Source organism: Agrobacterium sp. DKPNP3, from assembly GCF_052686535.1.
The window spans coordinates 11,963-31,247 of record NZ_JBQYSN010000009.1; the positions used below are offsets into that span (position 1 = coordinate 11,963).

The following is a 19,285-nucleotide window of genomic DNA, read 5'->3' on the forward strand; positions in this document are numbered from 1 at the left end:
CCCGGCAACACATTTGTTGCATCGCAAAAAGGGTTTCACGCGCTTGTGAAGCCTGAATTTTAAGGAAGGCAGCGGCAATACGCCTCAAAGAGAGCACGCGGCCACGGAGCACCGGTCTGATCGAATTTGAACCAGCCGCCAGATGACGGAGATGAAGCGGGCTATGCCGCCTTCGTCAGAGCTGACGCTTCAGGGAGCCCGGCTCCGTCTGCGCCCCGTCCGTCGTCTCGTCGCTATTGTCCGCGGAGCGGCTGCGAAGAGCAGCATAATAGGCGTTCTTATGCTCGTACATATTGATGTCCGCGCGGCGCACAAGCGATTCCATCGTTTCCCCGGCTTCGCTCGTTGCCACACCCAGCGACAGGCTGAGGGGCGCGCTGGAATAGAACTGGTTGTTGATTTTCAGCAGCTCGTAAACGGTATCAACCATCGCTGCCGCCACCTGCTTGTCGGCGCCAGGCAGAAGAATGGCAAACTCATCGCCACCAATACGCGCGGCGTGGTTGGGTGCGGTAACGACGCCGTTCAATACCTCCCCCATGCGCCGCAGCAGCGCGTCACCGGCATCGTGACCCAGCTTGTCGTTGGCGTCCTTCAGCCCGTTAAGGTCGATAACGATGGCCGATACGGGCCGGACCGTGCTGCGCTCCAGCCGATTCAGTTCGTCGGAATAGAAGGCGCGGTTGTGCAGCTTGGTCAGCACGTCGTGTTTGCCGAGGTATTCAAGATAGGCTTCCGCCTTCTTGCGCGCCGTGATGTCTGTTAGCGCTACCTGCACCAGAGACCAGTCTCGCTCATGGCCCGGGAAGACCGAAAAATGCAGGAGAAGATGCCGCTCGGAACCATCGAGTGCGTAATTCACCACCTCGCGATGATGGTTGAGATTGCCGTTCCAAAGCTCGATCAACTGTTCGCGGAACGGCTTTTCCATTTCGCCGCGAAAAATATCGCCAAGCCGCTGCAACAGAACCTGCCGGTCCGGCGCGCAGAACAAATCCAGCGTTGCGCGGTTGACGTCAATGACGCGGATTTCGCTCATGCATTGCCGCACGAATTCAGGATGCACATCCATGAACACGCGGAAATCAACGATGCCGCGCTCTCGCACCTCTTCGATCAACCGGCGAACCCGGCTGAAATCTTCTACCCACAGGGAAACCGGCGAATGTTTGAACATGCCTTCGGCATAACGGCGGTTGATAAGCTCCTTGCGCCGCGCTTCCTCCCGTTCCGTCACATCTTCGGTCGTCAGAAGCAGCCGATCGAGGGTTTCCTCATGTCCGGGAAGAACCGTACCGCGCAGCTGAATATCGAGCCGCTTGCCACCGATCGAATAATTGACCGCGTTGCTGGTAAATTCAGTTTTGCCTGCCCAGAGCTCGGAAAGCTCGTTGATATGGCTTTCCAGCATGTCGTCGCGGAAAATGCGATGCAGATTCTCGACCAGGTGCACCTGATCGCGCGCCTCGAACAACTCGAGCGTCCTGGCGTTGACCTTGATGACGCGGATTTTCTGCGAGCAGGCCGCTACCCGGGATAAATCTTCCAGAAGAAACGCCCTGATATCGTCCACGCCCTGCGACCGCCAGATATCGAACTGGCTTTTCACCGCGCTGAAGTCCTCTATCCACATCGCCACCGGGGCAAGATTGAAGATGTTGGTATCGATCGTCTCACTCATGCGGGCATTCTTCTTGGGTAAATGCGGATGGAGGCCGAAAGGCCGCACGACGGTATGACTGACTGTGTCACCCGATTTATTAGGGTTATGAGATTGAACGCAAGCGTTTATCGCGCAAACCGCCGGATTGCGCGATAATTCCTCGGGCATGTGGCAGGGAAGCCGTTACCAAAGCTTCACGTGACGGTTGACGTCCTTGTAAAGCAGGTAACGGAAGCGGCCGGGTCCACCCGCATAACAAGCCTGCGGGCAATAGGCACGCAGCCACATGAAGTCGCCGGCCTGCACTTCCACCCAGTCCTCATTCAGACGGTAGACGGCCTTGCCTTCCAGCACATAGAGGCCATGCTCCATCACATGGGTCTCCATGAAGGGAATGGTCGCGCCCGGCTCGAAGGTGACGATGTTGAGATGCATATCGTAACGAACGTCTTCCGGATCGATGAAACGGGTCGTCGCCCATTTGCCTTCCGTTTCAGGCATGGCCGACATGGCGACGTCGTCTTCATGCGAAAAGATTGCTGGCGGCGCCTCAAGGCCGTCCACTGCCTCGAATGCCTTGCGAACCCAGTGAAACTTGACCGGCGCGTTACCGGAATTCTTGATCTGCCAGCGCGCGCCCGCCGGCAGGTAGGCAAACGAGCCTTCCCGCAACGCGTGCTGCTCACCCTCAAATTCGATGGTCATTTCACCGTCGACGACGAAGATCGCGGCTTGAGCCCTTGCGTCCGGCTCCGGCCGTTCGCTGCCGCCACCTGGCTGGATTTCGACGATATATTGCGCGAAAGTCTCGGAAAAACCTGTCATCGGGCGCGCGATGATCCAGGCTCGCGTGCCCGTCCAGTGCGGCAGCACACTCGTCACGATATCGGACATAACGGTTTTGGGAATGACCGCGTAGGCGGTCTTGAACACCGCCTTGCTCGACAAAAGTTCCGTCTGTCCCGGCAGACCACCCATATCCGAATAATATCTCTTCATTTCAGCCATTCCATTCTGCAACGCATTCGGCGCGGATTCTTACGGCCGCGCCGAGGTTTAAGCAAATGGTTATTGGCCAGAAAAGACCGGTTGGAAGACCGTCACACCTTCTTTCGCATAGTCGCATAAACGATGTTGTGATTTTCGCCGAAGAACACGTCAGCCTCTATGGAGGAGGGTTCGGCGCTGGCGTTGACAATCCGCCACATATCCGCTTTCGAGCGCAGCAGCAGCGCCCAGTTCATGAAGGTCTCCATATAACCGTCGACAACGATGTCTTCCGAGAAATTGGCGAAGAGGAACATACCGCCGGGCTTCAACATCTCCATGCAGCGGCGGGTCAGTTTGATGGCGACCCTGTCGTTCAGATAATCGTAGAGGCCGGCGGCATAGATCAGATCAAAGCTGCCAAGCTCCTGTGTGCGAAGGACGATATCACGCACGGAGCCATCGATGGCCTCAATGCAGGTGCCGTTGAAATCGCGGGCGACGGAACCGACACTCAAGGGGTCCTGATCGAGCGCCACCCAGCGCTTGATTCCACCCTCTTTCAACGCGACGGACGCGTCTGCCTCGCGCAGGTGCCCGGACGCAATGGTCAGTATTTCGGTTTCCTTGCCATGCTGCGCTGCGGCCTCGTCAACGAACCTGGTCAGCAGATCGCGCCGCTCGCGAACCGCGACAGAGGAACTGGCGTCTTTCGTGTAATTGTAAAGCGCAGCACCAAGCGGGCTGGCCTTATTGACCAGATCCGCAACGCTGGCGTGACCATAAATGAAATCGAGCAACTGCGCGTCGCCGGAATAGCCGCGCGGTTTTTCGAAAGACCAGCGCGTGAACGGATCCTCCAGGAACCTGGCCGAGACCGGGTGATTCTGCACCAGTGGGATCAGTTCAGCCCACACGCTTGAGTGGAGCTTCTCTCTCAAACCATGCAGTGCTCCAGCCGTTCGATGTATTATCTCATGCGCTAAAATACCGTTGTCGAATTGCTGTTGTGCCAATTCGAGAATGAGCGCCGTTTCTGCTTTCGCAATGGCAAACTGCTCATCGAACGTTTCCGTTCTGCGCGCAAAAACCTCTTTTGCGACAGTATCCGGGGTGATCAAACTTGCTCCGTCCAGACTTTTCTTCTTTACCCGCACCACATCAGCCTCCAGTATTAACACATTGTTAACTATACGTTTCTGGGAACTGGAAGGCCACTCGCTTTCGAATTTTCGGCGGTGTAGGGATAGATTAGTAAATTAGCGTATTTTTTTGGTCACACTCACGATGACGGGAGAAAGCAGATACGCAATTTAGTGAAACTTAATGCTGCGAACATATGATGCGTTCTTCCTTTCCTTGGTCTCGGTCGACATCGGCAGAGATCGGCGGAAACCCGCAGTGGGTGCAAAAGCACACGGAAAAGTGGAATAAGCAGTTACTTGATAAAGTAGACGCAACACTATGGGAAAGTGCATGAAGCACACAGTGGGAGAGGTGAGTGGACGGCAAGACTATCGGCGGCCGGACTCCCGGGTTTCTGATGAACTTCTTGCCCTCTACCAGCAGGAAGGTGAGCGCAGCCGCCGCGGTTCCATCCGCCGGGGTCTCTGGACCGCTGTTTTCATCTATCTGTTGTTTGCCGCTTCAGACATCGTTCTGATACCCGACGTCGCCTTCCAGACAATTCTGGCGCGATGGATCGTCGTATTGTCGTGTCTTCTCACTCTCGAGGTCCAGCTAAGCCGGGGCGCCAGCACCGCGGCCCTCGATCTTACCTGCGCTGCGGCGCTGGTGATGGGCTATATTGGATGGCTCGTCCCTGCCCTCATGACCGACAAGATCGAAAACATGTCCTATTACATGGTTTTCGGGGCTATCTTCATGATGGGCGCCAATCTGTTCTTCACCTTTCGGTTTCACCTGTCCCTGATCTCCTCTGGCATTATCCTCGCCACCTACTTTCTGGCAGCGATGCAGTTTCCGGAGGATTCCTTTTACAAATTCGCCTTCGGTACGTTTTACATTTCCTGTTTTGTCTTCACGTCCTACGTAAACTGGAATCTCAACCGGGAGCGCTACCAGGTCTTCGTCAACGCCCTTGAGGCCAAGGCGCAGCAGAGGGCGGCGGATGAGCGCGGGCAGGCCCTGCTGCGGCTTTCCAACACCGATTCCCTGACCGGCCTGCAAAACCGACGCGCGATCGACCATCAACTGCGCCTGCTCTGGGATAATTGGAGCAAGAAGGGAGAAGGCTTCGCCGTCCTCCTGATCGATGTCGACTTCTTCAAGAAGTACAATGACCGTTACGGTCACCAGGAAGGCGACAAATGCCTCATTACCGTTGGCAACGCTCTCCAGGACGCGATCAGCGAACACAGGGCCTCTATCGGTCGCTATGGCGGCGAGGAATTTATCGTCCTTGCGCCATTCAAATCCAGGCAGCAAGTGGGCGAGCTTGCCGAAACGATCCGTCACACCGTCGAAAGCCTGTCGCTCGCGCATGACCAGCGCCGCGACGGAACCTTCATCGTCACCGTGAGCATCGGCGCGTCCTTCACCCGCGCCAACCCCGATGGAAAGCTGGAAAAGATCATCAACGAGGCCGACCGCGCGCTCTATATCGCCAAGGGCAACGGCCGCAACTGCATGAAACTGTTCGATCCGGCCGATCCGCAAACCAGTGACGAGACCGAGAATATTGCCGCCCTTCTGAAAATTGCTGTCGCGGAGGATCTCGTTTCACTTGTGTATCAGCCGATACTCAATGTTTCGACCAACCAGACCGAGGGCGTCGAGGCGTTAATGCGCCTCCGCTTGTTGGACGGCAGCCCCGTGGCACCCGGCATCTTCATTCCGATAGCCGAGCGGACCGGCACGATCATGGAACTTGGTCTGTGGACCATCAAGGCGGCCTGCAAACAGCTTCTGGCCGATGATCGCGTATCCGTCGTCAGCGTCAACGTTTCGCCGATGCAGTTGAAAAATCCCGGATTCGCCACGTCCGTAGCGGCCATTCTGGTAGAGGCAGGTATCGCCGGAAACCGACTCGCTTTTGAAATCACCGAAGGCGTCGACATGGAAATGCATTCGGACGTGCTTCGCTGCCTGAATGACCTCAAGACGCTCGGTATTAACATCTGGCTGGACGATTTCGGAACCGGTTTTGCCGGCCTTTCATGGCTGCGCATGACAGAATTCGATACCGTGAAAATCGACCGCTCGTTCCTGCACGACAGCATGACCCCGCGCGGACGGGCGATGCTGCAGGATATGATCCGCCTCATTCGCAATCGCGGGCACAAGATCCTGATCGAAGGTGTCGAGACCGAAGAGCAACTGAGACTGGTGCGGCAGATGGAGATTGATTACGCGCAGGGTTACTATATCGGACGCCCGGTCGCTGCGGAGCGCTTGGGCGCGAGCACAACACACTTTCCGCGTCCCATGATGATGCTTCGCCCCGCCTAGCTGATCGCAAGCTGTGGAAGCCTATCGCGACAAGATGAATTACTGATCTATCGCGACAAGATGAATTACTGATAGGCGGGCGGATCGACCGAAAATTTCGCGGCGAGTTCCAGGAAAGCCGCGCGCGTCACAGGGTCGACAGGCGCGCCTTCTCTTTCCCGCTTAGCGGCCACTGCCCACTCCCGGTCACCCGGCGCCATGACCTTGCAGTCTTCGCGCACGGGAGACTCGCGAAGAACGTCAAGATAACGTTTCATGCCGGCATCGAATGTCCCGCGCTCCACGAAAGCTTCCGGCTTCAGCGCAAGAACGAAGGCGCCAAGCCCCCGCGGCGTGGAAAAATCGGGGCCGCCCATCGGCGCTATGTCGAAGCTGAGTTTCATGCCTGAGAGGACGGCGCTGAAAATCTCCACCATCCCCGCAAGCGCAGCACCCTTGAAGCCGAACTCACCGCCTAATGGCGCCAGCATCTCCGCGGCGTTGGGATCGCGGCTGTCAACGCCGTCTCCATCGGAGGCGACTCCTTGGGGTAATTGCTGGCCAAGGCTTCGGTAAAGCAAAACGCGGTTATAGGGCACCGCACTGGTCGCCATGTCCAGCAGCCAGGGCATGTCGTCTTCAACAGGCACGCCGACAGCAATCGGGTTGGTGCCGTGGAAACGCATGGCGCCGTCATGAAGGCGCACGAAACTATCGGAGTTGCAGAACGCAAGGCCGATATATCCCTGTCGAGCGGCTTCCAAGGCATAAGCACCGGCAGGTCCGAAGTGCGACGAGTTCCGGATGGCCACCGCCCCGATGCCGAAGTTTTCCGCCAGCGCCATGGCTCTTTCCATCCCGGCATAGGTGGCACGGGCACCGTGCGCGTTGTCAGCGTCGATAGTTTCAACTGCGCCGAAGCCGGAAACGCGGCTGATCTGTGGCCGCCCATTGAGCCGGCCACCTTCGAGACCGGTGACATAGTGGGCGAGAAGGCGAACCCCGTGGCTGTCCACACCGAGCCTTGTGCCATGCATCATGGCGCGCGTTGCCGCATCGGCCGTCTCGTCATCAGTGCCTGCGGCGAGGAAAACGGCGCGGCAAAACCGCTCCAGTTCGTCCAGCCTTGCAAGAACGGTCGCTTTTTCATTGCCTTGCGCCATGAGGGAATCTCCCAATTCCAGAATAGACGCTGCACAAGCTATTCAAGGGTCGCGGTTTTGCAATGCATTTCCGCGCCTCGAATGCTCGATCAGTCTTCCGATCCCATGGCATCATAAGCAGGCCGTTCACCAACGATGATGGCGCGTTTGCCGACATGGTTAGCGGGTCCGACAATACCTTCCTGCTCCATGCGCTCGACCAGTGACGCGGCGCGATTGTAGCCGACAGATAGGCGGCGCTGGATGTAGGAGGTCGAGCACTTCTTGTCGCGCATTACCACCTTCACGGCTTTTTCGTAGAGGTCGTCGCTGTCGTCTTCGCCCATGGCGGACTTGTCGAAAACCGCTGTTTCCTCCTCCGCCTCTTCGTCGGCCTCATCGGCGTCTTCCGTGACAGTGCCGAGATATTCCGGACGCCCCTGCGTTTTCAGATGCGCAACGACCTTTTCCACTTCCTCATCGGAGACGAAAGGACCGTGAACACGGGCGATACGGCCGCCGCCCATCATGTGTAGCATGTCGCCCTGGCCGAGGAGGTGTTCCGCACCCTGTTCACCAAGGATGGTCCGGCTGTCGATCTTAGATGTCACCTGGAAGGAAATGCGCGTCGGGAAGTTCGCCTTGATCGTGCCGGTGATGACGTCGACCGAAGGACGCTGGGTTGCCATGATGAGGTGAATACCGGCAGCACGGGCCATCTGCGCAAGACGCTGGATCGCACCTTCGATCTCCTTGCCCGCCACCATCATCAGGTCGGCCATCTCGTCGACGATGACGACGATATAGGGCATGGCCGTGAGGTCCATTTCCTCCTGCTCGTAGACCGCCTCGCCGGTCGCACGGTCAAAACCGGTCTGGACGTTGCAGAACACCGTCTCACCCTTGGCGCGGGCGGCTGCTGCCCTTGCGTTGTAGCCATCGATATTGCGGACACCGAGACGCGACATCTTGCGATACCGGTCTTCCATTTCGCGCACGGCCCATTTCAGCGCCATGACCGCCTTTTTCGGATCCGTGACCACAGGCGTCAGAAGATGTGGGATGCCGTCATAGACGGAAAGCTCGAGCATCTTTGGATCAACCATGATCAGGCGGCATTCTTCCGGCTTCAGACGATAGAGCAGCGACAAGATCATGGTGTTGATGGCGACCGACTTGCCCGAACCGGTGGTGCCGGCAACAAGCAGGTGCGGCATCTTCGCCAGTTCAGCGATGACAGGTTCGCCACCGATTGTCTTGCCGAGGCAAAGCGCGAGTTTCTGACGCGTCTCGGCATAGTCGGTCGCCTCGATCAGTTCGCGCAGGTAAACAGTCTCACGCACCGGGTTCGGCAGCTCGATGCCGATGACATTACGGCCGGGCACGACGGCGACACGCGCCGACAGTGCCGACATGGAGCGGGCGATATCATCCGAAAGGCCGATGACCCGCGAGGATTTGACGCCAGGCGCCGGCTCGAATTCATAAAGCGTCACAACGGGACCGGGGCGAACATCGATGATCTCACCCTTGATGCCGAAATCCTCAAGAACGCTTTCCAGAAGTCCGGCGCTCTGTTCCAGCGCTTCCGGCGTCATCGTGGTCGTCTGCTGGACGCGCGCCTCCTGCAAGAGGTCGATGGAAGGATACTCATATTCGCCATCTGCGAAAACGGGGGCTTCGCGGAACATCGGCTGTGAGGCCTGAATGGGAGCGCGCGGCGTGAAGCGCGGCTCGACGGCGACTCTCTCGGCCGGCATGACTTGCTCGACAGGCCTTTGCGGCTCGACAACAGTCGCAACTTCCGTGGCTGGCGCCGGCAAGACTTCCTGTTCCGCGACCGGCACGATGGCAGGCGCGACGGACTGGCGAACGCCAATCTCACGGTATAGCCGAATGGCCGAACCGCCCGGCACGCTGACAACAGGCGGCTCAGCCGAGAGCACGATAGCGGCGGCCGGGGATGACAAAATGGTGTTCGGCGCAGCGCTGGCAGGTGCCGTGACAACCGAGTTTGCCAGAACCTCGCGCGCGGACGCAACGATGCCCTCGCCGGCACTGCCTGGCAGATCGAGCGTCATCACTTCCCAGAAAAGCTCATCCGGCAGATGGGCGGCGAAAGCTGGAATCACCACCTGCGGCACGGGAGGCAGCATTGCCTCAACAGCCGGCGCAACGGAGGCTGCCTCAACTGGAGAGACCGACGGCTGCGCAGACTTTACTACGGTCGCGTACATATCGCTCGGCACCGGCGTCATTGTTGCGGCCGCGGCCTCTTCGGCCTGCTTGCGGGCAAGCTCAAGCCGCAGTTTATAGGTCAGCGCCCTTGCGCCCCGAGCATCCGGCGGCTGCGGCAGGAATGGCATCCGTGGCGGCGGCACCCGTTGCTCCGCCGGCTTTACCTGGACTTCGGCGACGGGAGCGCCTTGCGGCTCCACCGACTGCTGCTGCGCTACCGCCTCCGATTCTACCGGCGCAAGCGACGCAACAGGCAGCTCCTCCTCAGGCAGATTGGGGGTCTCCACGGGCATACGTCGATTGAACGCGCTCTCGGGCGTGCGGGTGAAACGGACATTAGGACCGAGCACGAAAGCATTCTGCCAGCCAGGCATTTCAGCGCGGCCTTCAATGGCATCGGCAGCACTGATATCGGCGTTGGGCCGAGACGCAGCACTCGCCTTCACTGTGGCCGACGGCTGACCGGCAACCATCTGGCCGCCGGCATGACGAGCCTTTTCGCTCCCCTCCCCTACGCTATTGGACGAATTCTGGAATCTGGATCGGGAGAAACTCATGGCAGCGTGCACACTCATCATAAACGTACATATTTCGGTCTCCCTGAAATAAAAAATAAAGGTTAATTACCCCTTTCCAAACGGGACGGCGGCGGCAATTTTTCGAGCCAGCCGCAAGGTGCTGAGAGAACCCGCGCCGAAGGAAAACTCCAATCATCTTATTGATTTTGTTGTGTAAAAATCGGGTTTTTTGCGCCATTTTAGAGGCAGAGAAGCAAGCGTGGAAAAGCGCCGTTGGTCCGTGAGGCATATCGTTTCCGCAAAGGCGCGCGCAACGTAAAATCATTGCTGTAAAGCCAGTGAATTAACGTGGACACTGCCCGCATTACAGCCTTAAGATCGGTCGGCCGCGGCACCATCAAAAGATCCGCTCAGCCCCATTTCCGGAGTGAACCATGTCACCTGTCCAACTCTCCCGCCGTTCGTTGCTCAAGACCTCGGTTCTTCTGGCCGCGACAACGGGGCTGGCGGGCATTGCCGCCGCGCAGCAGGCGACACCTGGAGGAAGGTTGATCGTGGCAGCCGATTCGGAGCCGAAGAATCTCAATCCGGCAATCGTCGCCTCCAACGGTGTATTCTACATCGCCAGCAAGATCATCGAGCCATTGGCGGAAGCTTCTTTTAACGGCAAGGATGGGCTGGAGCCGCGCCTTGCGACCGAATGGCAGGGATCGGACGATGGCTTGAGCGCCACCTTCAAGCTGCGTGAAGGCGTGACGTGGCATGACGGCAAGCCTTTCACCTCTGCGGATGTTGCCTTTTCGGCGCTGTCGGTCTGGAAACCGCTGCAGAACCTCGGACGGCTGGTCTTTGCCAATCTGGAGAAGGTGGAGACACCGGACGATCACACGGCGATCTTCCGCTTTTCAAAGCCGACGCCGTTCCAGCTGATCCGCAACGCGCTGCCGGTCGTCACCAGCGTCGTACCGAAACATCTCTATGACGGCACGGATATCGCTACCAATCCCGCCAATACCAAACCGGTCGGCACCGGACCTTTCGTCTTTACCGAATACAAGCCTGGCGAATATTATCGTCTCACTCGCAATGCGAATTACTGGGGTAAGGATCAGCCGCACCTCGAGGAGATCATCTATCGCGTCCTGCCGGACAGGGCGGGAGCTGCTTCCGCGCTGGAGGCGGAGGAAATCCAGCTCGCGGCCTTCTCCGCCGTTCCCCTGGCCGACCTCGCCCGCATCTCGAAGGTCGAGGGTATCAAGGTGATCGCCGATGGATACGAGGCCCTCACCTATCAGCTGGTGGTCGAAATCAACCATCGCCGCAAGGAATTGGCAGACCTCAAAGTCAGACAAGCCATCGCCCACGCCATCGACAAGAAATTCGTGATCGACAAGGTCTTCCTCGGCTACGCGACGGCATCGACGGGCCCTGTACCGAAGAATGCGCCGGAATTCTATACAGGTGACGTCGAGACCTATGATTTCGATGTTGCCAAAGCAAACGCTCTGCTTGACGAGGCGGGATATGCGCGGGGGCCGGATGGCAAGCGCTTTTCCTTGAAGCTTCTGCCCGCGCCGTATTTCAACGAAACCAAGCAGTTCGGTTCGTATCTTCGCCAGGCGCTTCAGGAAATCGGCATTGATGCTGAACTTGTCAACAATGATGCGGCGGCCCACCAGAAAGCGGTTTATACCGACCACGCCTTCGATCTCGCCGTCGCGCCGCCGGTCTTCCGCGGCGATCCGGCAATCTCCACCACCATCCTGGTGCGCTCCGGCATTCCGGCAGGCGTCGGATTCTCCAACCAGGGCGGTTACGAGAACAAGACGCTCGATGAACTCATCGACCGAGCAGCCGCAACGGTGGATGCCACCACACGCACCGCGCTTTACAAGGATTTCCAGAAGCAGGTTGCGGCCGATCTGCCGCTGATCAACGTCGCCGAATGGGGCTTTATCACCGTCGCACGCGACACGGTGAAACAGGTCGCCACCAACCCGCGCTGGGCCGTTTCAAACTGGGCGGATACGGCGGTCGAAAGCTGAGGAACAGGGGTGAAGCGTGCCATAAGAATGCTGAGGAGAAGGGCAGTCAGCGCCATTCCGGTGCTGCTTATTGTTCTGGTCTTCACCTTCGTTCTGCTTGAAAATGCATCCGGGGACGCTGTTGATGCCTATCTCGTCTCGATCGGCGGCGGCGATACCGGGCTGAGGGATGTGCTGCGCGAGCAATATGGTCTGAACGGATCGGTCCTCGCACGTTTTTGGCTCTATGCCAGTTCGGTCCTGAGGCTCGACTTCGGTTGGTCGCTCGCCTTCGAACGACCGGTGTTAGGGTTGATCCTCGAGCGTCTCCCAAACACCCTTCTCCTGATGGGAAGCGCCACGACACTTGCCTTCATCCTGGGCACTGCTCTCGGCATCGTCGCGGGTGCGCGCCCCGGCGGACCGGTGGACCGCGTGTTATCAACCCTGTCGCTTGCCCTATACGCCACGCCCGGCTTCTGGCTTGGCCTTGTCTTTGCGATCGTTTTTGCGGTTCAGCTTAAATGGCTGCCGACGTCAGGCATTGAAACCATCGCCTCGGGCAAGCAGGGACTGGCGCGCGCGTTGGACATCGCGCGGCATCTCGTGTTGCCCGTTGCCAGTCTCGGGCTTATTTATCTTGCACTTTTTCTGCGCGTCATGCGCACCGCCATGGCCGCTGTCTGGCCACTGGATTTCGTACTTTTTGCCCGTTCCAAGGGGCTTTCCCGACGACGCATCGTGCTGCGCCATGTCGCGCGCAACGCTGCCCTGCCGCTGATCACGGTACTTGGTCTGCAGGCCGCCACGATGCTCGGCGGCAGCGTGGTGATCGAGAGCGTTTTTGCCATTCCCGGTTTTGGCCGGCTGGCGCAGGAAGCTGTCAGTGGACGCGACACGCCGCTCCTGATGGGCATTATTTTGACAAGCGCTGTTTTCGTCATTGTCATCAATCTCGTCGTTGACATTCTCTACGCCGTTCTTGATCCGCGCATCGGCAGCGGGGAGCAACAGGCATGAGTTTCGCTCTCCGGCTTTTGCGCAGTTTCGAAGGAGCCACTGGCGCCATTGTTCTGCTACTGCTTGCCGTGATGGCGCTCGCTGCCCCCTTCGCTTTCCCGGGCGATCCCTTGGCGATCGTCGGCGATCCGCTGATTGCGCCTTTCACCGATGCAGCCCTTCCGCTGGGGACAGACCGGTTGGGCCGAGATGTGCTGGCCGAACTCGTCCACGGAGCGCAGGCCTCTATTCTCGTTGGCATCGGCGCCGCCGCGGCGGCGCTGATCGTCGGCACCTTTATCGGAACCATTGCCGGTTTTGCCGGCGGGTTGGTGGACGAGGCGTTGATGCGGCTCACGGACGCATTTCAGATCGTGCCCAATTTCCTGCTTGCACTCGCCTTTGTCAGTACCATTGGCCCTTCCATGCCTGTTGTCATTCTGGCAATTGCGCTTGGCGCGTGGGCCGATCCGGCGCGGCTGATGCGGGCACAGGTCTTGAGCATCCGCGAGCGTGACTATGTGCAATCCGCCCGCGCCATCGGGATGCATCCGCTGGAAATAGCCTTCCGGCAGATCTTGCCGAATGCGCTGCCGCCCGTCATGGCTCTCGCCGCCATCATTGTCGCTGCCGCCATCCTCACAGAAGCAGCCCTTTCTTTCCTTGGGCTTGGGGACCCTAATATCGTCACCTGGGGTTCGATGATTGCGGAAGGACGCAACGTCCTGCGTTCGGCCGCCTTCCTGTCTGTAATTCCCGGTCTCGGGTTACTCGTTACGGTTCTCGGCGTCTATCTCCTTGGCGAGGGCATCAACAGGGCGATGGCGACAGGGAGGCAGGCACCATGACCGGTAACGCTCTGTGCCGCATCGACGATCTCAGCGTTCACTACAGGCCGGGCCAGGCTCCCGCGTTGCTGAATGTTTCACTGACGATCCGCCAAGGGCAGCGGCTGGCGATCATCGGAGAAAGCGGCTCGGGGAAATCCACGCTTGGCAACGCCGTTGCCGGGCTTCTTCCCGGTAACGCACGGGTTACCGGCGACATTTCCTGGAGCCGCGATAGCGGCCTGTTTCAGGGCCGGCCCAAGCCGGGGCGCGATATCGGCACGATCTTTCAGGATACCGGCGCGACGCTTAATCCGGTTCTCACGATAGCGGAACAGGTGGCGGAAGGTGCCGTTCGGCATCTGGGCCTGTCGTGGCGGCAAGGTCGGGATCTCGCTCGCGACCTCTTGGAACGGGTTCGGCTGCCACATCCATCCCATCTTCTCAAAGCCTACCCACACCAGCTTTCCGGCGGCCAAAGGCAGCGTGTTGCGATTGCCGCCGCTATTGCCGCAAGTCCTTCCATTCTGATTGCCGACGAGGCAACGAGCGCACTCGATACGGTCAGTCAGGCCGCCATTGCCACGCTCCTTGACGATCTGGTGCGGCGGGAAAACAAAACGCTTGTGTTCATCACCCATGACATCGGCCTTGCGTCCAGTCTTGCCGACGAAATCGCAGTTTTACATTCCGGCCGGCTGGTTGAACACGGTCCGACCCGGCGGGTGCTGTCTGCACCCAGCCGCGACTACACACGGGCGCTGCTCGCCGATTATCTGGACCTGTCCACTCCGCCGCTCATCAGCGAGGCTGCGTCATGAACGAAGCCCTTCTGAGCGTCGAAGGACTGTCGAAAACCTATCGCACCCCCGCCAGAACGGTGGCGGCACTTTCCGATATTTCATTTTCGCTCCAGCTCAGGGAAACTCTGGGACTGGCCGGCCCCTCCGGCTGCGGGAAATCGACACTGGCTCGCATTTTGATGCGGCTCATCCCCCCCGATTCTGGAACAATCCGTTTCCAGAATCGCGACTGGCTCACGCTTGACGGGAGCGGGCTGCGTTCCGCCCGCCGGCACGTGCAGATGGTCTTTCAGGATACGCACGGCGCCTTCAATCCGCGCGCGCGTGTCGATGATGCCATCGGTGAGCCGCTGCGCATTCATCGCCTCGTCAGACGGCGCGATCGCGCGGCGGAAATACGCCGTCTTCTGGACCGCGTTGGCCTGGCGGACATCGATGCCAGCCGCTCGATATTGGAGCTTTCCGGTGGGCAGAGGCAACGTGTTGCCATAGCGCGGGCCATTGCAGTCCGACCGTCGGTGCTCATTCTTGACGAGGCCGTCTCTGCCCTCGACGTGTCAGTGCGCAGGCAAATCCTCGAGCTGCTGGTGGAAATCCAAAGGGATACCGCCGTGTCCTGCATTTTCGTCTCGCACGATCTCGCTGTGATACGCGCCGTCTGCCACCGCGTTGCCATCATGGAGGCCGGGCGGATCGTTGAAATTGGCACGACACGCGACATCATCTCGGCACCGCAATCGTCGACAGCCAGAACATTGATTGACGCCGCACCGCGGCTGATCAGAACCAGGTAAGGAAGAGACATGCCCGCTCCGGATTACGCCTTGCTGCTTGACCCACCTGCTTTTCCCGCGGAGCGTTACGCGATCCTTGCAGACCGGCTCGCAGCCTTGATGGGCACGAAGAACGATGTCCTCCTTATACAGGCGGAAGCCGTGCTGGCGCTTGAGGCGGCGGCCACAAGCCTTGCCCGGCCCGGGCTGAGGGCGCTCAACATCGTCACGAGCCCCTACGGCGCCTGGTTCGGCGGCTGGCTCGCCAGGGGCGGCGCCAGCGTGCGCAATCTGACAGCCAGTCCGGCAAAACCAGTAACGCTGGAGGAGGTTGAACAGGCGCTGTACGAGGCACCCGACTTTGATCTTCTCGCCGTCGTACATGCGGAATCGGCAAGCGGCATTCTCAACCCTCTGCCAGCCATTACGGCACTCGCGCACGAACGCGGCATCGTCACTCTCGTCGATGCGGTCGCCTCCATTGGCGGGCACGCGCTGGACGTCGATCGGCTCGGTATCGACATTGCCGTCATTGGACCGCAGAAAGCACTGGCCGGGCCGGCCGGCGTGTCGGCTATTTCCGTCAGCGACAAGGCCTGGGGCCTTCTATCGCATGGGCAAGCGCCTGAAAATTCCATGCTTTCGCTTCTGGACCAGAAAAGGCTCTGGCTGGATGCCGGCCGCGGCGCGCTGCCCGGGACGCCGGCTCCACTGGAGTTTTATGCGCTGGAGGCAGCCCTTGATCGAATAGAGGCGGAAGGTTTGGCATCGGTGCTTCAACGCCACGAGATGGCGGCCGCAGCCACGCGCAACGGCATAAATGCGCTCGGCATCAAAAACTGGGCCGACGAGGCGAAGGCGTCAGCGCTCGTTTCCACGGCAATTCTGCCTGATGGCGTCAACCTCAAGGCGCTGCTTGAAGCTGCATCCCGGAAAGATGGTGCTGACATCACCGCCGGTGTCGGCCCCGGCGCCGAGAGGTTGATAAGGCTCAACCACACCGGCCGGCGGGCGAACCGGCAGGCGGTCGAGGCAAACATCGAAGCATTCGCCAGCTCTTTAAAAGACCTAGGGTACGCCGCAGAAGCTTCCTCTACTCTCGAAGCAGTTGACACTGTCTACCTTGATGCTGGTTCGACCGGTGCCTGATGCTGCCAGGAAAAGATCGTTGCGGAAATCGTACGTCTTTTGAAACGTTGCTCACGACATTGTTGTTAAAAATAGTAGACAAATTCCTCCGTCAATCTTGACGAAATCATGGCAAAGCGCGAAACTTAACGCAGCGTTAACTTGCGTGAAGAAGGGAATGGCCATGGTAGCAGGGTTCAACATGCTCTCCTTTGACCTCTTTGGCATCGGCCGAAGAATGCCCGTCGTCAATGAGCGGGTGGAGACCGAATTTCAGGAAAAGACGCCGCGCCGGCCTGATGACGAGTCGCAGAACGACGACCGAGATCAAGAATATGAACTGTTTTTCTGGTCGCTTTATCCGGTGATCTAAAGCTTTCAAGGCGATACACTAAGACGTTTACCCGGTGCAGAACGCCTGTTTTGATCCCACGAGACGGCGCATTATTCGTATTTTTAAAGTCAAAAAAGCGGCCCCGAGGAAACCTCGAGGCCGCTAATTTATTTTGGGCCGTCAGTGGTTATCGCGCGGCAGACCCTTGGTCTGGGCGATACGCTGATATTTCACCGCCGGTTCGAGAACCGCGCCGGTTTCCATCTGGCTGACGATTCCGCGCTGAATTTCCTGCCACGGCGTCTGGTGGTCTGGGAACTTGTAGCCGCCCTCCGCATGCAGCGCCTCGTAGCGCTTTGCGAGTTCCTCGCCGGAAATCAGGATGTCCGCCTTGCCGCGGCCCACATCGATGCGGACGCGGTCGCCCGTCTGAAGCACGGCAAGGCCGCCGCCTGCAGCTGCTTCCGGGGAAGCGTTGAGGATAGACGGGCTGCCTGACGTGCCGGACTGGCGGCCATCACCGATGCAGGGCAGCGAACTGACACCTTGCTTCAGAAGATAATCCGGTGCGCGCATGTTCACGACTTCCGCGGCACCCGGATAACCGATGGGGCCTGCGCCGCGCATGAAGAGAACGGTGTTGGCGTCAATGCCGAGCGACGGATCGTCGATGCGGTGATGGTAATCTTCCGGACCATCGAACACCACGGCGCGGCCTTCGAAGGCCTCCGGATCGTCAGGATTGGAGAGATAACGGTTGCGGAACTCTTCCGAGATAACGCTTGTCTTCATGATGGCCGAGGAGAACAGGTTGCCGCGCAGCACGCGGAAGCCAGCGCGCTCCTTGAGCGGCTGCTCATAGGGGCGGATGACCTTTTCGTCTTCGATGATCGCGCCACGGCAGTTTTCGCCGATGGTCTTGCCGTTGACCGTCATGGCATCTTCCATGATCAGTCCCTGGTTCATCAGCTGGTTGACGACAGCGGGAACGCCGCCGGCATGGTAATAATCCTCGCCGAGATATTCACCAGCGGGCTGCAGGTTGACGAGCAGCGGCACGTCTTCACCATAGGTCTGCCAGTCGTCCACTGTCAGTTCGACGCCGACGTGGCGCGCGAGGCCGTTCAGATGGATCGGTGCGTTGGTGGAGCCACCAATCGCCGAGTTGACGCGGATGGCGTTGATAAACGCATCCTTGGTCATGATGTCTGATGGCTTCAGGTCTTCCTTGACCATTTCAACGATGCGCAGGCCGGTAAGGTAGGAGACTTCCTGACGGTCACGGTAAGGCGCCGGGATGGCGGCGGAGCCTGGAAGCTGCATGCCGAGCGCTTCGGCGAGCGAGTTCATGGTCGTTGCCGTACCCATGGTGTTGCAATAGCCGGTCGACGGAGCCGAAGAAGCGACGAGCTTGACGAAGCCCTGGTAATCGATCTCGCCCTTAGCCAGCAATTCGCGTGCCTTCCAGACGATGGTGCCGGAACCGGTGCGCTCGCCGCGGAACCAGCCGTTCAGCATGGGGCCGACGGAAAGAGCAATGGCCGGGATGTTGACGGTGGCCGCCGCCATAAGACAGGCAGGCGTGGTCTTGTCGCAGCCAATGGTCAGCACGACGCCATCGAGCGGATAGCCATAAAGCACTTCCACGAGGCCGAGGTAAGCCAGGTTGCGGTCGAGGCCGGCGGTCGGACGCTTGCCGGTTTCCTGAATCGGATGCACCGGAAACTCAATCGCGATGCCGCCGGCTTCACGGATACCTTCACGCAGGCGATTTGCGAGTTCGAGGTGGTGGCGGTTGCAAGGGGAAAGGTCAGAGCCCGTCTGTGCGATACCGATGATCGGGCGATCAGACTGAAGCTCGGCTTGGCTGAGACCAAAATTCATGTAGCGCTCAAGATAAAGCGCAGTCATGTCCGCATTGGCGGGATTGTCGAACCAAGCGCGCGAACGCAGCTTGCCCTGAGTTGCAGGAAGATTATCAGATGTCGTCATGATGCGGGTCTCCAGCCGGAAGTGGCCAACGGTAAAATATTACGAAATGCGACAAGCTTATGTTGCGCGCAAGGAAAATGGAATCAGCGTTTCGGAGATCACGCATAACCGACAGTGGTGCGCCAGACGAGTGGCATCGAGCGGCACTTCGGCTTTAACCGAATATTTTTCGGCAGTTACGGCCATCGCGGGATTACGCAACGGAATCTCCCTCCCTCTTTTGCCGTTTAACTTCGACCCCGAGAAGCGAAATTCCGGCAAAAAATCATTTTCTAATTTGTATGACTATTAGATAAAACCACGCCCTGTCAAGCACTCGAATACCAGACGCAGCTGCCTGCGGGATATTCCAAACCACAAATTGTGAATCATTTATCATATTGATTTAGATCAATATATTCTCTCTT

The 19,285-nt window shown here is 58.8% G+C and carries 15 protein-coding genes; 9 read left to right on the top strand and 6 right to left on the bottom strand.

The annotated features are described in order from the left end of the window. Positions 1-175: 175 nt before the first annotated feature. The 3 genes from ACUTJJ_RS04165 to ACUTJJ_RS04175 all read right to left on the bottom strand — a co-directional run bounded on the left by ACUTJJ_RS04165 (position 176) and on the right by ACUTJJ_RS04175 (position 3,810). Positions 176-1,681: a diguanylate cyclase domain-containing protein gene (locus ACUTJJ_RS04165; RefSeq protein ID WP_445541400.1), complete on the bottom strand. Its 1,506-nt coding sequence runs from the start codon at positions 1,679-1,681 to the stop codon at positions 176-178. 165 nt (positions 1,682-1,846) lie between these two features. Beyond that, on the bottom strand, positions 1,847-2,671 hold the full coding sequence (locus ACUTJJ_RS04170; protein WP_445541401.1) for a bifunctional allantoicase/(S)-ureidoglycine aminohydrolase: 825 nt from the start codon (positions 2,669-2,671) through the stop codon (positions 1,847-1,849). Between the two features lie 92 nt (positions 2,672-2,763). Further along, positions 2,764-3,810: a class I SAM-dependent methyltransferase gene (locus ACUTJJ_RS04175; RefSeq protein ID WP_063949958.1), complete on the bottom strand. Its 1,047-nt coding sequence runs from the start codon at positions 3,808-3,810 to the stop codon at positions 2,764-2,766. A 316-nt stretch (positions 3,811-4,126) separates the two neighbouring features. On the opposite strand from ACUTJJ_RS04175, the gene ACUTJJ_RS04180 reads away from it, so the two are divergent. After that, positions 4,127-6,121: a putative bifunctional diguanylate cyclase/phosphodiesterase gene (locus tag ACUTJJ_RS04180; protein ID WP_445541402.1), complete on the top strand. Its 1,995-nt coding sequence runs from the start codon at positions 4,127-4,129 to the stop codon at positions 6,119-6,121. Between the two features lie 65 nt (positions 6,122-6,186). Here the strand turns inward: ACUTJJ_RS04180 and ACUTJJ_RS04185 are convergent, their stop codons facing one another. Both ACUTJJ_RS04185 and ACUTJJ_RS04190 read right to left on the bottom strand, forming a co-directional pair. Then, positions 6,187-7,263, bottom strand: a complete 1,077-nt coding sequence (locus ACUTJJ_RS04185; RefSeq protein WP_209090005.1) for an Ldh family oxidoreductase — start codon at positions 7,261-7,263, stop codon at positions 6,187-6,189. An 89-nt stretch (positions 7,264-7,352) separates the two neighbouring features. After that, positions 7,353-10,058, bottom strand: a complete 2,706-nt coding sequence (locus ACUTJJ_RS04190; protein ID WP_445541403.1) for a DNA translocase FtsK — start codon at positions 10,056-10,058, stop codon at positions 7,353-7,355. Positions 10,059-10,432: 374 nt separating this feature from the next. On the opposite strand from ACUTJJ_RS04190, the gene ACUTJJ_RS04195 reads away from it, so the two are divergent. The 7 genes from ACUTJJ_RS04195 (at position 10,433) to ACUTJJ_RS04225 (ending at position 16,925) form a co-directional block, all read left to right on the top strand. Then, positions 10,433-12,043, top strand: a complete 1,611-nt coding sequence (locus ACUTJJ_RS04195) for an ABC transporter substrate-binding protein (RefSeq protein WP_445541404.1) — start codon at positions 10,433-10,435, stop codon at positions 12,041-12,043. A 27-nt stretch (positions 12,044-12,070) separates the two neighbouring features. Then, positions 12,071-13,042 carry an ABC transporter permease gene (locus tag ACUTJJ_RS04200; RefSeq protein ID WP_445541433.1) on the top strand — a complete coding sequence of 324 codons (972 nt, stop codon included), beginning with the start codon at positions 12,071-12,073 and terminating at the stop codon, positions 13,040-13,042. Continuing rightward, positions 13,039-13,869, top strand: a complete 831-nt coding sequence (locus tag ACUTJJ_RS04205; RefSeq protein WP_063949964.1) for an ABC transporter permease — start codon at positions 13,039-13,041, stop codon at positions 13,867-13,869. Before ACUTJJ_RS04200 ends, ACUTJJ_RS04205 begins: the two co-directional genes overlap by 4 nt. Then, on the top strand, positions 13,866-14,669 hold the full coding sequence (locus ACUTJJ_RS04210) for an ABC transporter ATP-binding protein (protein WP_445541405.1): 804 nt from the start codon (positions 13,866-13,868) through the stop codon (positions 14,667-14,669). Before ACUTJJ_RS04205 ends, ACUTJJ_RS04210 begins: the two co-directional genes overlap by 4 nt. Beyond that, positions 14,666-15,445: an ABC transporter ATP-binding protein gene (locus tag ACUTJJ_RS04215; RefSeq protein ID WP_445541406.1), complete on the top strand. Its 780-nt coding sequence runs from the start codon at positions 14,666-14,668 to the stop codon at positions 15,443-15,445. The genes ACUTJJ_RS04210 and ACUTJJ_RS04215 overlap by 4 nt, the downstream gene beginning before the upstream one ends. A 9-nt stretch (positions 15,446-15,454) precedes the next feature. Next, positions 15,455-16,573 (top strand): pyridoxal-phosphate-dependent aminotransferase family protein, encoded by a 1,119-nt coding sequence (locus ACUTJJ_RS04220; protein WP_445541407.1) that lies wholly within the window; start codon positions 15,455-15,457, stop codon positions 16,571-16,573. A 157-nt stretch (positions 16,574-16,730) separates the two neighbouring features. Further along, positions 16,731-16,925: a hypothetical protein gene (locus tag ACUTJJ_RS04225; protein WP_063949968.1), complete on the top strand. Its 195-nt coding sequence runs from the start codon at positions 16,731-16,733 to the stop codon at positions 16,923-16,925. Between the two features lie 141 nt (positions 16,926-17,066). On the opposite strand, the gene ACUTJJ_RS04230 is transcribed toward ACUTJJ_RS04225, so the two are convergent. Further along, positions 17,067-18,878 (bottom strand): IlvD/Edd family dehydratase, encoded by a 1,812-nt coding sequence (locus ACUTJJ_RS04230; RefSeq protein ID WP_063949969.1) that lies wholly within the window; start codon positions 18,876-18,878, stop codon positions 17,067-17,069. On the opposite strand from ACUTJJ_RS04230, the gene ACUTJJ_RS04235 reads away from it, so the two are divergent. Then, the gene (locus ACUTJJ_RS04235; protein WP_445541408.1) at positions 18,877-19,170 is read left to right on the top strand and encodes a hypothetical protein; all 294 of its coding nucleotides are present in this window, start codon (positions 18,877-18,879) and stop codon (positions 19,168-19,170) included. The genes ACUTJJ_RS04230 and ACUTJJ_RS04235 overlap by 2 nt on opposite strands. The last annotated feature ends 115 nt before the right edge of the window (positions 19,171-19,285 follow it).

What these genes read in the sequence shown, in the direction of transcription:
- ACUTJJ_RS04215 (WP_445541406.1), top strand. Translation starts at nt 14,666, where the DNA reads ATGAACGAAGCCCTTCTGAGCGTCGAAGGACTGTCGAAAACCTATCGC.
- ACUTJJ_RS04200 (WP_445541433.1), top strand. Translation starts at nt 12,071, where the DNA reads ATGCTGAGGAGAAGGGCAGTCAGCGCCATTCCGGTGCTGCTTATTGTT.
- ACUTJJ_RS04220 (WP_445541407.1), top strand. Translation starts at nt 15,455, where the DNA reads ATGCCCGCTCCGGATTACGCCTTGCTGCTTGACCCACCTGCTTTTCCC.
- ACUTJJ_RS04230 (WP_063949969.1), bottom strand. Translation starts at nt 18,878, where the DNA reads ATGACGACATCTGATAATCTTCCTGCAACTCAGGGCAAGCTGCGTTCG.
- ACUTJJ_RS04225 (WP_063949968.1), top strand. Translation starts at nt 16,731, where the DNA reads ATGGCCATGGTAGCAGGGTTCAACATGCTCTCCTTTGACCTCTTTGGC.
- ACUTJJ_RS04185 (WP_209090005.1), bottom strand. Translation starts at nt 7,263, where the DNA reads ATGGCGCAAGGCAATGAAAAAGCGACCGTTCTTGCAAGGCTGGACGAA.
- ACUTJJ_RS04210 (WP_445541405.1), top strand. Translation starts at nt 13,866, where the DNA reads ATGACCGGTAACGCTCTGTGCCGCATCGACGATCTCAGCGTTCACTAC.
- ACUTJJ_RS04235 (WP_445541408.1), top strand. Translation starts at nt 18,877, where the DNA reads ATGATGCGGGTCTCCAGCCGGAAGTGGCCAACGGTAAAATATTACGAA.
- ACUTJJ_RS04170 (WP_445541401.1), bottom strand. Translation starts at nt 2,671, where the DNA reads ATGGCTGAAATGAAGAGATATTATTCGGATATGGGTGGTCTGCCGGGA.
- ACUTJJ_RS04190 (WP_445541403.1), bottom strand. Translation starts at nt 10,058, where the DNA reads ATGATGAGTGTGCACGCTGCCATGAGTTTCTCCCGATCCAGATTCCAG.
- ACUTJJ_RS04180 (WP_445541402.1), top strand. Translation starts at nt 4,127, where the DNA reads ATGAAGCACACAGTGGGAGAGGTGAGTGGACGGCAAGACTATCGGCGG.
- ACUTJJ_RS04195 (WP_445541404.1), top strand. Translation starts at nt 10,433, where the DNA reads ATGTCACCTGTCCAACTCTCCCGCCGTTCGTTGCTCAAGACCTCGGTT.
- ACUTJJ_RS04165 (WP_445541400.1), bottom strand. Translation starts at nt 1,681, where the DNA reads ATGAGTGAGACGATCGATACCAACATCTTCAATCTTGCCCCGGTGGCG.
- ACUTJJ_RS04205 (WP_063949964.1), top strand. Translation starts at nt 13,039, where the DNA reads ATGAGTTTCGCTCTCCGGCTTTTGCGCAGTTTCGAAGGAGCCACTGGC.